4 protein-coding genes are annotated in these 15,186 nt (G+C 59.7%); all 4 read left to right on the forward strand.

Going from position 1 to position 15,186, the window contains the following annotated elements; genetic code table 11:
* Positions 1 to 34 precede the first annotated feature (34 nt).
* The 4 genes from R3O64_RS01840 to R3O64_RS01855 all read left to right on the forward strand — a co-directional run bounded on the left by R3O64_RS01840 (position 35) and on the right by R3O64_RS01855 (position 15,153).
* Positions 35 to 3,514 (forward strand): DNA-directed RNA polymerase subunit beta, encoded by a 3,480-nt coding sequence (locus tag R3O64_RS01840; protein ID WP_070520944.1) that lies wholly within the window; start codon positions 35 to 37, stop codon positions 3,512 to 3,514.
* 102 nt (positions 3,515 to 3,616) lie between these two features.
* Entirely contained in the window at positions 3,617 to 7,612 is a 3,996-nt protein-coding gene (locus R3O64_RS01845) for a DNA-directed RNA polymerase subunit beta' (RefSeq protein WP_070520942.1), read from the forward strand.
* A 381-nt stretch (positions 7,613 to 7,993) separates the two neighbouring features.
* Positions 7,994 to 13,858, forward strand: a complete 5,865-nt coding sequence (locus tag R3O64_RS01850; protein WP_339017178.1) for a YPDG domain-containing protein — start codon at positions 7,994 to 7,996, stop codon at positions 13,856 to 13,858.
* A 650-nt stretch (positions 13,859 to 14,508) separates the two neighbouring features.
* Positions 14,509 to 15,153 carry an ECF transporter S component gene (locus tag R3O64_RS01855; protein WP_101735805.1) on the forward strand — a complete coding sequence of 215 codons (645 nt, stop codon included), beginning with the start codon at positions 14,509 to 14,511 and terminating at the stop codon, positions 15,151 to 15,153.
* Positions 15,154 to 15,186 lie beyond the last annotated feature (33 nt).

Below are 15,186 nucleotides of genomic sequence, written 5' to 3' on the forward strand. Positions count from 1 at the left end.
AGGCAATCCGCCAGAGGTACTGGAAGGACCCATCTTGGCAGTCTCCCGCCAGACCAAGTCAGTGGCCAACATCCCTGGAGCCCCGAAGCGATACTCCTTCGCTAAAATCAGCGAGCCCATCGCTGTCCCGGGCCTCCTTGATCTACAACTCGATTCTTACGCGTGGCTCATCGGCACCCCCGAGTGGCGCGAGCGCGAGCAGGCAGAGCGCGGCGAAGACGCACGCGTGACGAGCGGCCTTGAGGATATCCTCGAGGAGCTTTCTCCGATCCAGGATTACTCGGGCAACATGTCCCTGTCCCTGTCGGAGCCTCGCTTCGAGCCGGTGAAGAACACCGTGGACGAGTGCAAAGAGAAGGACATCAACTACTCGGCGCCACTGTACGTCACCGCAGAATTCATCAACAACGACACCCAGGAGATTAAGTCCCAGACCGTCTTCATCGGCGATTTCCCGATGATGACTGAGAAGGGCACCTTCATCGTCAACGGCACCGAGCGCGTTATCGTCTCGCAGCTCGTGCGTTCCCCGGGTGTGTACTTTGATCAGACCATCGACAAGTCCACCGAGCGCCCGCTGCACTCCGTGAAGGTCATTCCTTCCCGCGGTGCGTGGCTCGAGTTTGACGTCGACAAGCGCGACACCGTTGGCGTGCGCATCGACCGCAAGCGTCGCCAGCCGGTCACCGTGCTGCTCAAGGCCCTGGGTTGGTCCGAGGAGCAGATCAAGGAGCGCTTCGGCTTCTCCGAGCTCATGATGTCCACCCTCGAGTCCGATGGCGTGGCCAACACCGACGAGGCTCTGCTGGAGATCTACCGCAAGCAGCGCCCGGGCGAGCAGCCCACGCGAGACCTCGCGCAGGCACTGCTGGATAACTCCTTCTTCCGCGCCAAGCGCTACGACCTGGCCAAGGTTGGCCGCTACAAGGTCAACCGCAAGCTCGGCCTGGGCGGGGACCACGACGGTCTGATGACCCTGACCGAGGAAGACATCGCCGTCACCCTCGAGTACCTCGTGCGCCTGCACGCCGGTGAGCGTGAGATGAAGGCCCCGAACGGTGAGATGATCGCCATCCACACCGACGACATCGACCACTTTGGTAACCGTCGTCTGCGCACCGTGGGTGAGCTCATCCAGAACCAGGTCCGTGTGGGCCTGTCCCGCATGGAGCGCGTCGTCCGCGAGCGCATGACCACCCAGGACGCGGAGTCGATTACCCCGACCTCCCTGATTAACGTCCGCCCGGTCTCCGCCGCTATCCGCGAGTTCTTCGGTACCTCCCAGCTCTCGCAGTTCATGGACCAGAACAACTCCCTGTCCGGCCTGACCCACAAGCGTCGCCTGTCCGCGCTGGGCCCGGGCGGTCTGTCCCGTGAGCGCGCCGGCATCGAGGTGCGAGACGTTCACGCTTCGCACTACGGACGCATGTGCCCGATTGAGACCCCTGAGGGTCCGAACATTGGTCTGATCGGTTCCCTGGCTTCCTATGCCCGCGTCAACGCTTTCGGCTTCATCGAGACCCCGTACCGCAAGGTTGTGGACGGCAAGGTCACCGACCAGGTGGAGTACCTCACCGCCGATGAAGAGGATCGCTACGCCATCGCGCAGGCCGAGGTTGAGAAGGCTGCCGACGGCACCCTGACCGGCGACCGCATCGAGGTCCGCCTCAAGGACGGCGATATCGGCGTGACCGACGCCGCCGGCGTTGACTACGTTGACGTTTCCCCGCGCCAGATGGTCTCCGTGGCTACCGCCATGATTCCGTTCCTCGAGCACGACGACGCTAACCGTGCCCTCATGGGCGCGAACATGCAGCGCCAGGCCGTGCCGCTGGTGCGCTCCGAGGCCCCGTACGTGGGCACCGGTATGGAGCAGCGCGCTGCCTACGATGCTGGTGACCTCATCATCACCCCGAAGGCGGGCGTGGTGGAGAACGTCACCGCCGACCTCATCACCATCATGGATGACGAGGGCCAGCGCGATACCTACATGCTGCGCAAGTTCGAGCGCACCAACCAGAACACCAACTACAACCAGACCCCGCTGGTCTCCCTGGGTGAGCGCGTCGAGGCAGGCCAGGTGCTTGCCGACGGCCCCGGTACCCACAACGGTGAGATGTCCCTCGGCCGCAACCTGCTGGTTGCCTTCATGCCGTGGGAAGGCCACAACTACGAGGACGCCATCATCCTCAACCAGCGCATCGTGGAGGAGGACATCCTCACCTCGATTCACATCGAGGAGCACGAGATCGATGCTCGCGATACCAAGCTGGGCCCGGAGGAGATCACCCGCGAGATCCCGAACGTCTCCGATGACGTTCTGCGTGACCTCGACGAGCGCGGCATCGTCCGCATCGGCGCCGACGTCCGCGCGGGCGACATCCTCGTTGGTAAGGTCACCCCGAAGGGTGAGACCGAGCTGACCCCGGAGGAGCGCCTCCTGCGCGCCATCTTCGGTGAGAAGGCCCGCGAGGTCCGCGATACCTCCATGAAGGTGCCGCACGGTGAGACCGGTAAGGTCATCGGCGTCTCCCGCTTCTCCCGCGAGGATGACGACGACCTAGCCCCGGGCGTCAACGAAATGATCCGCGTCTACGTGGCTCAGAAGCGCAAGATCCAGGACGGCGATAAGCTCGCCGGCCGCCACGGCAACAAGGGCGTTGTGGGCAAGATCCTGCCGCCGGAGGATATGCCGTTCATGGAGGATGGCACCCCGGTGGACATCATCCTGAACACCCACGGTGTGCCGCGTCGTATGAACATCGGCCAGGTTCTCGAGGTTCACCTCGGCTGGCTGGCACACGCCGGTTGGAAGATCGACACCGAGGACCCGGCCAACGCCGAGCTGCTCAAGACCCTGCCGGAAGAGCTGTACGACGTCCCGCCGGAGTCTCTGACCGCAACCCCGGTCTTCGACGGTGCCACCAACGAGGAGATCTCCCGCCTGCTGGCTTCCTCCAAGCCGAACCGCGATGGTGACGTCATGGTGGATGAGCACGGTAAGGCCCGCCTCTTCGACGGCCGCTCCGGCGAGCCGTACATGTACCCGGTTTCCGTCGGCTACATGTACATGCTCAAGCTGCACCACCTCGTCGACGAGAAGATCCACGCCCGCTCCACCGGCCCGTACTCCATGATTACCCAGCAGCCGCTGGGTGGTAAGGCACAGTTCGGTGGCCAGCGCTTCGGTGAGATGGAGGTGTGGGCAATGCAGGCATACGGCGCTGCCTACACCCTGCAGGAGCTCCTGACCATCAAGTCCGACGACGTGGTCGGCCGCGTCAAGGTCTACGAGGCCATCGTCAAGGGTGACAACATCCCGGATCCGGGTATTCCGGAGTCCTTCAAGGTCCTCCTCAAGGAGCTGCAGTCCCTGTGCCTGAACGTGGAGGTTCTCTCCACCGACGGCACCCCGATGGAACTGTCTGGCTCCGACGATGATGACATGGACGGCGCTCCGTCCTTGGGCATTAACCTGTCCCGCGACGAGCGCTCCGACGCAGACATCGCCTAGCTTCTTGGTCCGCCGCATTTACTGGCGGCGGGCATAACGAAACACCACCTACATACAAAGCCATCAACTTCCCCCTGACGGGGGATGAAAGGGAGACATTACGTGTTTGACGTAAATCTCTTCGACGAGCTCCGCATCGGGCTGGCCACGGCCGAGGACATCCGTCGCTGGTCCAAGGGCGAGGTCAAGAAACCCGAGACCATTAACTACCGCACCCTCAAGCCGGAGAAGGACGGCCTCTTCTGTGAGCGCATCTTCGGCCCGACCCGTGACTGGGAGTGCTCCTGCGGTAAGTACAAGCGCGTGCGCTACAAGGGCATCATCTGTGAGCGCTGTGGCGTCGAGGTGACCAAGTCCAAGGTGCGCCGTGAGCGCATGGGCCACATCGAGCTGGCCGCGCCGGTTACCCACATCTGGTACTTCAAGGGCGTTCCTTCCCGCCTGGGCTACCTGCTGGACCTGGCTCCGAAGGACCTTGAGCGCATCATCTACTTCGCTGCCAACATCATCACCTCCGTGGACGAGGAAGCTCGCCACAATGACCAGTCCACTCTGGAAGCAGAGATGCTTCTGGAGAAGAAGGACGTGGAGGATGACGTCGAGGCAGAGATCGCTGAGCGCGCTGCCAAGCTCGAGCAGGATCTGGCCGAGCTGGAGGCCGCCGGCGCCAAGGCCGACGCCCGCCGCAAGGTCCAGAACGCTGCCGACAAGGAAATGCAGCACATCCGCGAGCGCGGTGAGCGCGAGGTTGCTCGCCTCGACGAAATCTGGAACACCTTCATCAAGCTTGCTCCGAAGCAGATGATCATCGATGAGACCATCTACGAAGAGCTCGTTGACCGCTACGAGGATTACTTCACCGGCGGCATGGGTGCTGAGGCCATCCAGACCCTCATCCGCAACTTCGACCTCGAAGCTGAGGCTGAGGTTCTCAAGGAGATCATCAACAACGGCAAGGGCCAGAAGAAGATGCGTGCCCTCAAGCGCCTGAAGGTCGTCGCGGCCTTCCTGCGCTCGGGCAATGACCCGGCCGGTATGGTGCTCGATGCCATCCCGGTGATCCCGCCGGAGCTGCGCCCGATGGTGCAGCTGGACGGTGGCCGCTTCGCCACCTCCGACCTCAACGACCTCTACCGTCGCGTGATCAACCGCAACAACCGCCTCAAGCGCATGATCGACCTCGGTGCTCCCGAGATCATCGTGAACAACGAGAAGCGCATGCTGCAGGAGTCCGTCGACGCCCTCTTCGACAACGGCCGTCGCGGCCGTCCGGTCACCGGTCCGGGCAACCGCCCGCTGAAGTCCCTGTCTGACCTGCTCAAGGGTAAGCAGGGCCGCTTCCGCCAGAACCTGCTGGGTAAGCGCGTGGACTACTCCGGCCGTTCCGTGATTATCGTCGGCCCGCAGCTCAAGCTGCACGAGTGTGGTCTGCCGAAGCTCATGGCCCTGGAGCTGTTCAAGCCCTTCGTCATGAAGCGCCTGGTAGAAAACGACTACGCGCAGAACATCAAGTCCGCCAAGCGCATGGTGGAGCGCCAGCGCCCCGAGGTGTGGGACGTCCTCGAAGAGGCCATTTCCGAGCACCCGGTGATGCTGAACCGTGCACCGACCCTGCACCGCCTGGGTATCCAGGCCTTCGAGCCGAAGCTCGTCGAAGGTAAGGCCATCCAGCTGCACCCGCTGGCTTGTGAGGCTTTCAATGCCGACTTCGACGGTGACCAGATGGCAGTCCACCTGCCACTGTCCGCCGAGGCACAGGCTGAGGCACGCGTCCTCATGCTGGCTTCCAACAACATCCTGTCCCCGGCCTCCGGTAAGCCGCTGGCTATGCCGCGTCTGGATATGGTTACCGGCCTGTACTACCTCACCATGGACAAGGGTGAGGACGAGATCGGTGGCGAGGGCCGTTATCGCCCCGCCACGGAGGACCGTCCGGAGCAGGGCGTGTACTCCTCCTACGCGGAGGCCATCATGGCTCGCGACCGCGGCGTTCTGGGCCTGCAGGCCCCGATCAAGGTCCGCATCTCCCACCTGCGCCCGCCGGCAGACATCGAGGCAGAGCACTTCCCGGATGGTTGGCAGAAGGGCCAGGCATGGCTCGCTGAGACCACCCTGGGCCGCATCATGTTCAACGACCTGCTGCCGTGGAACTACCCGTACCTCGAGGGCGTCATGGTCCGTAAGGGCGGCGCTGGCAACAAGATGCTGCTCGGTGACGTCATTAATGACCTCGCCGCGAAGTACCCGATGATTACCGTTGCCCAGGTTCTGGACAAGATGAAGGACGCTGGCTTCTACTGGGCCACCCGTTCCGGCGTGACCATCACCATGCACGACGTGCTGGTCCTCCCGAATAAGCACGAGGTGCTTGAGTCCTACGAGAAGGAAGCCGAGCGCATCGAGCGTAAGTACTGGGAGCAGGGTGCTCTGACCGAGCGCGAGCGCTACGACCGCCTGGTTGAGCTGTGGAAAGACGCCACGGACACCGTGGGTAACGCCGTCGAGGAGCTGTACCCCGACGACAACCCGATTCCGATGATCGTGAAGTCCGGTGCTGCCGGTAACATGCGTCAGATCTGGACCCTGGCCGGCATGAAGGGCATGGTTGTGAACTCCAAGGGTGACTACATCACCCGTCCGATTAAGACCTCCTTCCGTGAAGGCCTGTCGGTTCTGGAGTACTTCAACAACTCGCACGGTTCCCGTAAGGGCTTGGCGGATACCGCTCTGCGTACCGCTGACTCCGGCTACCTCACCCGTCGTCTGGTGGACGTGGCGCAGGACGTCATCGTCCGCGAAGAGGACTGTGGCACCCGCCAGGGCGTGCGCGTCCCGCTCGGTGTCGAGATCGCCGAAGGCTCCTACGACCTGCACGAGCTGTGGGAGACCTCCGCATCCGGCCGCGTCGTGGCCAACGACGTCAAGGATGAAAACGGCGAGGTCATCGCTGAGGCAGGCGCCGACCTGACCGAGGAGCTCAGCCGCAAGATCGTCAATGCGGGCGTTCTGGAGATCAAGGTCCGCTCCGTGCTGACCTGCCAGACCCCGGCTGGTGTCTGCGCCAAGTGCTACGGCAAGTCCATGGCCTCCGGCAAGCTCGTCGATATCGGCGAGGCAGTCGGCATCGTGGCCGCACAGTCGATTGGTGAGCCGGGTACCCAGCTGACCATGCGTACCTTCCACCAGGGTGGTGTCGGTGGCGATATTACCGGCGGTCTGCCGCGTGTTCAGGAGCTCTTCGAGGCCCGTAACCCGAAGAACCGCGCTCCTATCGCTTCGGTCGATGGCACCGTGTCTCTGTCCGATGAGGGCAACTTCTGGACGCTGACCATCACCCCGGATGATGGCTCCGACAACGTGGTCTACGAGAAGCTGTCGAAGCGCCAGGGCCTGGCTCAGGTCCGCCGCCCGATGGAGTCCAACCCGGATGCCATGATCGAGCGCTCGCTGCGCGACGGTGACCACGTCACCACCGGTGACCGCCTCATGCGCGGTGCGGCTGACCCGCACGACGTGCTTGAGGTCCTCGGCCGCCGCGGTGTGGAGAAGCACCTCATCGACGAGGTTCAGGCCGTCTACCGTGCACAGGGTGTGGCCATCCACGACAAGCACATCGAGATCATCATCCGTCAGATGCTGCGTCGCGGTACCGTCATCGACGCCGGTACCACCGACCTGCTGCCGGGCAACCTCATTGACCTCTCTGAGGCCAAGCAGGTTAACGCGGCTCAGGTCGCTGAGGGTGGCCAGCCGGCTCAGCTCCGCAGTGAGATCATGGGTATTACCAAGGCCTCGCTGGCTACGGAGTCCTGGCTGTCTGCGGCCTCCTTCCAGGAGACCACGCGCGTGCTTACCGACGCCGCCATCAACAAGCGCTCGGATCAGCTTATTGGTCTGAAGGAGAACGTCATCATCGGTAAGCTGATTCCGGCTGGTACGGGTATTTCCCGATACCGCAACATCAGCGTCAAGCCGACTGAGGCCGCACGCAATGCTGCGTATTCCATCCCGACCTACGGTGATTCCATCTACGGCGACGATGGCTTCGGTGAGTTCACCGGTGCTTCTGTCCCGCTGGAGGAGGACTACACCTTCTAGGTGTAAAGCCGCGTGAGGCGCGCCGAAGTTAACCAATAAAGGCTGTCTTTCCGTTGCCCCCGTCACTGCCCCCTTAAACAGGGTAGTGGCGGGGGTATTTTATTTGGGGCCAAAGTTACAAACATAAAGAACCCTGTGAGCACCATGAACATTGGGGCTGCCTGTGGCCTGCAAGTTTAGAATTTCTCATCAACGGAATAGCCAAGACGTGCATGGACACCGTTAATCATGGGCAAATTTTGCCCTTGCAGAGGGTGGCGGGGGCGGGTAACGTCTCAGGTTGAGTCCAGTTTGCCTTCAGGAACGCTGAAGATGCTTCCAAATCTAACCGAGGGCGGACTGCTGACCGATTCCCTAATCGTTCTCATGAAAGGATTCTTCATGGATATGAAGAGTTTCAACGGTTCTGCTCGTCGCCGCGGCACGACGATTGCAGCCGCCGCTCTTTCCGTCGCTATGGTTGCGCCCTTCGTCCACCCGGTAGTCAGCCCGGCTTCTTCGCCGGCTGCTATCGCTCAGGAGGCAGCAGCCGGTCAGGATCGCAGTGTAGATACCCGAGGCACCTCGGAGGCCACTGCCATTAAGGCAGACGGCACTTGGGGTCAGAAGCAGGGCTATCAAGGCACGGTCTATCTGGATCGTGATTCAGGTCCGGAGGCTCAAAATAAAGCTGACGAATCTATGCCCGGTGTCAAGGTCTTCTTGCAGTACGTCAACGGCAAGGGGCAAGTCTCGCCAATCTACTACACCACCTCGGACTCTGAAGGTAAGTTCGTCTTTGACCTGTCCAAGGCACCGAAGGACGGCCTGGGTAACCCAATCGAGTTCAAACTGGCTGGTGATGAAAAATTCCAGGTACGCACCTGGGCTGAGAACCCAGATCCTTCCAAGTACACATTGGCAGCCGGTGGCGACATGTACAGCGGTCGCTTCCATAACCGTTTGACCCGTAAGTGGGAGACCTGGGACTTCACTGCCGGCATTAACCGCATCGTGGACGGCAAGGTTGTATTCCAGGAGCGTCCGAATGTGGATGGGTGGCTTGCAAAGCCTGAATCTGAGTGGACCGAGGCGCCGACTGCCGATAAGAAGTGGCCCGAAGGTGGTCTTTATGGCACCGCGCGCGGCAATGTCTGGTGGGAAAACAACGAGGCCGGTGGATCGCTTTCGAACCAGTACTTCAAGGGATCTACCGATCGCGCAGCTACAAATGTCAAGGTTGTCGGCTCGTATGTCAACGACGAAGTGGCTCGCGAGTTTGATGCTTGGCAGGCCGCGAACAAAAACTACACCCGTGAGCAGTTCCGTGTTGCACAAAAGGAAATCGTCGACAAATACCAGGCTGAGCACGGCCCCGGCTCCCACATCGCAGAATCTCGCGTTGCCTATGTAAAGGATGACGGGTCCTTCTACCTTCCGTTTGCTGGCCTGTACGGTGTTAGCCACGACGAAAAGGGCAAAAAGACTACCGATGAGGAATGGGGCAAGGTCGTCTCCGCACAGGATGAAGCGCACGGCAGCCTGATGCAGTGGAACGGTACTCTGGGGCAGCGTCACCGCCACATCAATTCGGACTACATGTACCTGTATCCGGTTGTTGGTGACAATCGTGATCTGTGGATGGGTAACTACCAGGACAACATGTTCCAGCCCTCCCATGGCGGAAATCTTGGTATCGAGCTTGAGTCAGCGAATATTTCTGTCCAGAACTTCGCGCTGCTAACTCCGCGCCCGATCCACGACGTGTTCAACTACGATAACCGCTCCGCCATTGCGGCCCCGGGTGATACCGCTAAGTCGAAGACCACGGGCTTGGTTCCCAACCAGCAGTACGCCATTCAGTGGTTCGCGGACGGTGAGCCGACTGGTGAGATTTGCACCGTGACCGCCAATGAGCTTGGTGAGTTGGAATCTTGTGATCTGACCGTGCCGAACGACCTGTCGAAGCCGACGGTGTACTCTTCACAGGTTTTCGCCGCCGATGCCTCGGGCAAGCCAACGGGCACGCTCCTTTTGGCCGACTCCTTCTTGGCTGACCCGACCGTTGTGAAGTACGACGAGACTAAGGGAACGGCGCAGGAAAAGGACCTTGTAGTAAAGCCGTCCTTCGACAACCCGAAGACTGAAGCCGTTGAGAAAATGCCGGAAGGCGCAACCTTTGAGTTTGTAGATCCTGCCGCAGCCAAGAAACTCGGACTGCAGATTGATCCGAAGACCGGCAATGTCACGTGGCCTGCAGATAAGCAGGTTGAAGGCCAAACCGAGGCCCTCGTAAAGGTTACTTGGACCCCTGGTGAGGGGGCTGACCCGATATCCCGTGAGGTTCCTGCGAAGTTTGACTTGGCTGCTCCTGCTGCTAAGAACAATGAGACCTTCGAGCCTGGTTATAAGGATGGTTCTGGTAAGCCGGGCGATGATGTCAAGGTTCCGGCTCCTGAGTTCAAGGACAAGGATGGCAACCCGACTACTGCTCCTGAGGGCACCAAGTTCGCCCCGGGTGACAATGCACCTGATGGTGTGAAGGTTGATCCGGCTACCGGTGAGATCACTGTTCCGGTTCCGGCTGATGCTAAGCCGGGTGACAAGATCACTGTTCCGGTTGTTGTGACTTACCCGGATGGTTCTACGGACACCGTTGACGTCACCGTTACGGTTGAGCAGCCGGACGCTAAGAACAATGAGACCTTCGAGCCTGGTTATAAGGATGGTTCTGGTAAGCCGGGCGATGATGTCAAGGTTCCGGCTCCTGAGTTCAAGGACAAGGATGGCAACCCGACTACTGCTCCTGAGGGCACCAAGTTCGCCCCGGGTGACAATGCACCTGATGGTGTGAAGGTTGATCCGGCTACCGGTGAGATCACTGTTCCGGTTCCGGCTGATGCTAAGCCGGGTGACAAGATCACTGTTCCGGTTGTTGTGACTTACCCGGATGGTTCTACGGACACCGTTGACGTCACCGTTACGGTTGAGCAGCCGGACGCTAAGAACAATGAGACCTTCGAGCCTGGTTATAAGGATGGTTCTGGTAAGCCGGGCGATGATGTCAAGGTTCCGGCTCCTGAGTTCAAGGACAAGGATGGCAACCCGACTACTGCTCCTGAGGGCACCAAGTTCGCCCCGGGTGACAATGCACCTGATGGTGTGAAGGTTGATCCGGCTACCGGTGAGATCACTGTTCCGGTTCCGGCTGATGCTAAGCCGGGTGACAAGATCACTGTTCCGGTTGTTGTGACTTACCCGGATGGTTCTACGGACACCGTTGACGTCACCGTTACGGTTGAGCAGCCGGACGCTAAGAACAATGAGACCTTCGAGCCTGGTTATAAGGATGGTTCTGGTAAGCCGGGCGATGATGTCAAGGTTCCGGCTCCTGAGTTCAAGGACAAGGATGGCAACCCGACTACTGCTCCTGAGGGCACCAAGTTCGCCCCGGGTGACAATGCACCTGATGGTGTGAAGGTTGATCCGGCTACCGGTGAGATCACTGTTCCGGTTCCGGCTGATGCTAAGCCGGGTGACAAGATCACTGTTCCGGTTGTTGTGACTTACCCGGATGGTTCTACGGACACCGTTGACGTCACCGTTACGGTTGAGCAGCCGGACGCTAAGAACAATGAGACCTTCGAGCCTGGTTATAAGGATGGTTCTGGTAAGCCGGGCGATGATGTCAAGGTTCCGGCTCCTGAGTTCAAGGACAAGGATGGCAACCCGACTACTGCTCCTGAGGGCACCAAGTTCGCCCCGGGTGACAATGCACCTGATGGTGTGAAGGTTGATCCGGCTACCGGTGAGATCACTGTTCCGGTTCCGGCTGATGCTAAGCCGGGTGACAAGATCACTGTTCCGGTTGTTGTGACTTACCCGGATGGTTCTACGGACACCGTTGACGTCACCGTTACGGTTGAGCAGCCGGACGCTCCCGAGGCTACGGACAACGAGAAGTATGAGCCTGAGTACAATGGTGGCACCGGCGAGCCTGGCGAGGACGTCAATATTGACGCTCCGGCCTTCAAGGACGGCGACAACAACAAGGTCGACGTTCCTAGCGGCACCACCTTCGGCCCAGGTGCAGACACCCCTGAAGGCGCGACCGTCAATCCGGACGGTTCCATCAAGGTCACCATCCCTGAGGATGCTAACCCTGGTGACAAGATCACTGTTCCGGTTGAGGTGACCTACCCAGATGGTTCTAAGGACAACGTTGACGTCACCGTTACGGTGACCGAGAAGGACGCTACCCCGGTTACGCCTGTTGCCCCGAAGGAGAACAACCCATCTCTGGGTGCATCTGCTGATGACCCGGCATCTTGTGATGTTCCGCCGTTCGTCACCGTTGAAGAGACCGAGGGTGTCGAGTACAAGGTGACCGTCGAGGGTAAGGAGTTGACTCCGGACGCTGAAGGCAAGTACGTCTACGAGTACGGTCAGACGGTCAAGGTCGAGGCAACCCCGGCCAAGGGCTTCACCTTCCCGGAGGGCGCTCAGACGACCTGGACCTACACGACCCCGCAGAACGAGGTCTGTGAAGCTCCGGAGACTGAGAAGCCTGACTGGAAGGACGGCTCCGGTAAGCCTGGTGACAAGGTTGAGATCCCGAACAACGGTGGCAAGGTGCAAGACGGCACCACGGTTGAGACCGAGGGTCCGGGTAAGGCTGAAATCGATGAGAACGGCAAGCTGATTGTTGACGTCGATAAGGACGCTAAGCCTGGTGACAAGGTTGTTGTCGTTGTTAAGGACAAGGACGGCAAGGAGATCGACCGCGTAGAAGTTGAGGTTGAGAAGCCTGAGGCTCCGGAGACTGAGAAGCCTGACTGGAAGGACGGCTCCGGTAAGCCTGGTGACAAGGTTGAGATCCCGAACAACGGTGGCAAGGTGCAAGACGGCACCACGGTTGAGACCGAGGGTCCGGGTAAGGCTGAAATCGATGAGAACGGCAAGCTGATTGTTGACGTCGATAAGGACGCTAAGCCTGGTGACAAGGTTGTTGTCGTTGTTAAGGACAAGGACGGCAAGGAGATCGACCGCGTAGAAGTTGAGGTTGAGAAGCCTGAGGCTCCGGAGACTGAGAAGCCTGACTGGAAGGACGGCTCCGGTAAGCCTGGTGACAAGGTTGAGATCCCGAACAACGGTGGCAAGGTGCAAGACGGCACCACGGTTGAGACCGAGGGTCCGGGTAAGGCTGAAATCGATGAGAACGGCAAGCTGATTGTTGACGTCGATAAGGACGCTAAGCCTGGTGACAAGGTTGTTGTCGTTGTTAAGGACAAGGACGGCAAGGAGATCGACCGCGTAGAAGTTGAGGTTGAGAAGCCTGAGGCTCCGGAGACTGAGAAGCCTGACTGGAAGGACGGCTCCGGTAAGCCTGGTGACAAGGTTGAGATCCCGAACAACGGTGGCAAGGTGCAAGACGGCACCACGGTTGAGACCGAGGGTCCGGGTAAGGCTGAAATCGATGAGAACGGCAAGCTGATTGTCGACGTCGATAAGGACGCTAAGCCTGGTGACAAGGTCGTCGTTGTTGTCAAGGACAAGGACGGCAAGGAGATCGACCGCGTAGAAGTTGAGGTTGAGAAGCCTGAGGCTCCGGAGACTGAGAAGCCTGACTGGAAGGACGGCTCCGGTAAGCCTGGTGACAAGGTTGAGATCCCGAACAACGGTGGCAAGGTGCAAGACGGCACCACGGTTGAGACCGAGGGTCCGGGTAAGGCTGAAATCGATGAGAACGGCAAGCTGATTGTCGACGTCGATAAGGACGCTAAGCCTGGTGACAAGGTCGTCGTTGTTGTCAAGGACAAGGACGGCAAGGAGATCGACAAGGTAGTCGTTGAGGTTGAGAAGCCGGGTGCTTCGTCCGATGGATCTGGTTCCTCTGACCTGTCGTCGAACCTGTCCCAGCGTTGCATCAACACTGGTTTGGGTGTTGGTATCCCGCTGCTGTTCCTGATTCCGGTTGGTCTGGCTTCCCAGATGAATATTCCGGGTCTGAAGGATTTTGTTGCTCCGATTAACAAGCAGATTCAGAATCTGAATACTCAGCTGCAGAAGCAGGCTGGTGTGTTTAATGGTCCGCTGGCTGGCAAGGTTGCTGGTATTGATGCGCAGCTGAAGCGTTTCGGTGCTGAGTATCAGCAGGTTGCTGGTGCTGTGGCTCTGATTGCTGCTGGTGCTTTGGCTATCGGCCTTATCGCTGATGCGTGTGCACCGGGTGCTGGTGGAGGCTCCTCCACCGGTTCCTCCAAGTAGGAGCGTCACAGGATGTGGTTCCTCTAAAACCACCGCCTAGGGAGGTGCGTTAACCTCCCCTCCAACTCGAGAGTGATGGAGTGGGGCACTGCGGTCGCGGTCTTGACTTCGACGGCGTGGCCTGCTCCATCTAACTCTTCGTTGAGCTCTTCGTTAGAGCTCGAGTTACTTTGTTCGATAATTCCGAAATGCATTAAGTTATTTCCCTAGTCTTGGGTCTTTGCCGAAGCTTTCCCTTTCCTTAAGCTGATTCGAGCAAAGGCTCATGGCCGCCGGGGTCTTCGACGTCGGTGTGCAGCTACCCCGTCGCGTAGGTCAGAGGACGCGGCGGGGTACGTTCGTTTTTCTGCTCGGTGCAGCTCTCTCTTCCGGCAGAGGTAGATGTGCCCTCTTAACTGTGGCTTGCTAAGCTAACGGTGCTTATAAAGGCTTATTAAGCGTGCTGAGCCGCTGCTTTTTGGGACCCGGCGGCTATGCATAAACGAAAAATAAACATCGTCACGGGTGCTTCCTCGTATACCTTCACTGCGTTTATCCCCAAGTTATTCATTTGGGGGTCGCAGCGTCGTTGTGCGGGGAGGCTGAGATGTCGCGCTGCAGCGGCAAACCGTCGAACCTGATCCGGATAATGCCGGCGAAAGGGAGGAAAAATGAACTCTGTATCTCATGGTGGATTCGTTGATGGAGCATCTGCGGCTGGTGCTGCTGCACCGCGCAGCTTGAATTGGCGCATCGTTGACATCGTCGTGGCCTCCGTGCTGGGCGTGGCGTGCGGTTTCGTGTTCCTGGTATGGAACACGGTGGGATACGCCTGGTTCGAGGCCATGGACGCGCTGACCCCGGGGCTGGGAGGCATCGCTACTGGTATCTGGTTGATTGGTGGCGTCATCGGTGGCCTGATTATCCGTAAGCCGGGCGCGGCGCTCTACGTGGAACTGCTGGCAGCCATCGTGTCCGCGGTGCTGGGATCCCAATGGGGCCCGAGCACGGTGTACTCCGGTATCGCGCAAGGCATAGGCGTGGAGATTGTGTTGGCTATCTTCCTGTACCGCCGTTTTGGTCTAGTCATTGCGATGCTTGGCGGCATGGCTGCGGGCTGGGGCGCGTTTGTGCTGGAGCTGTTTACCTCCGGAAACCTGGGCAAGACCCTGCAATTCAACCTCATCTACCTGGTGACGCTGAGCATCTCTGGAGCCATTTTGGCGGGTGCTGTGGGCTATGTTGTCGTCAACGCGTTGGCCAAGACCGGCGCCCTAGACCGCTTCGCAGTCGGCCGCGAACAGCACAGCGCCTAGCACCGCTCATGAAGAACATGGGTGTGGGGCCCG

This window comes from Corynebacterium hesseae (assembly GCF_037850265.1).
Classification (GTDB): domain Bacteria; phylum Actinomycetota; class Actinomycetes; order Mycobacteriales; family Mycobacteriaceae; genus Corynebacterium; species Corynebacterium hesseae.

What these genes read in the sequence shown, in the direction of transcription:
- R3O64_RS01850 (WP_339017178.1), top strand. Translation starts at nt 7,994, where the DNA reads ATGGATATGAAGAGTTTCAACGGTTCTGCTCGTCGCCGCGGCACGACG.
- R3O64_RS01855 (WP_101735805.1), top strand. Translation starts at nt 14,509, where the DNA reads ATGAACTCTGTATCTCATGGTGGATTCGTTGATGGAGCATCTGCGGCT.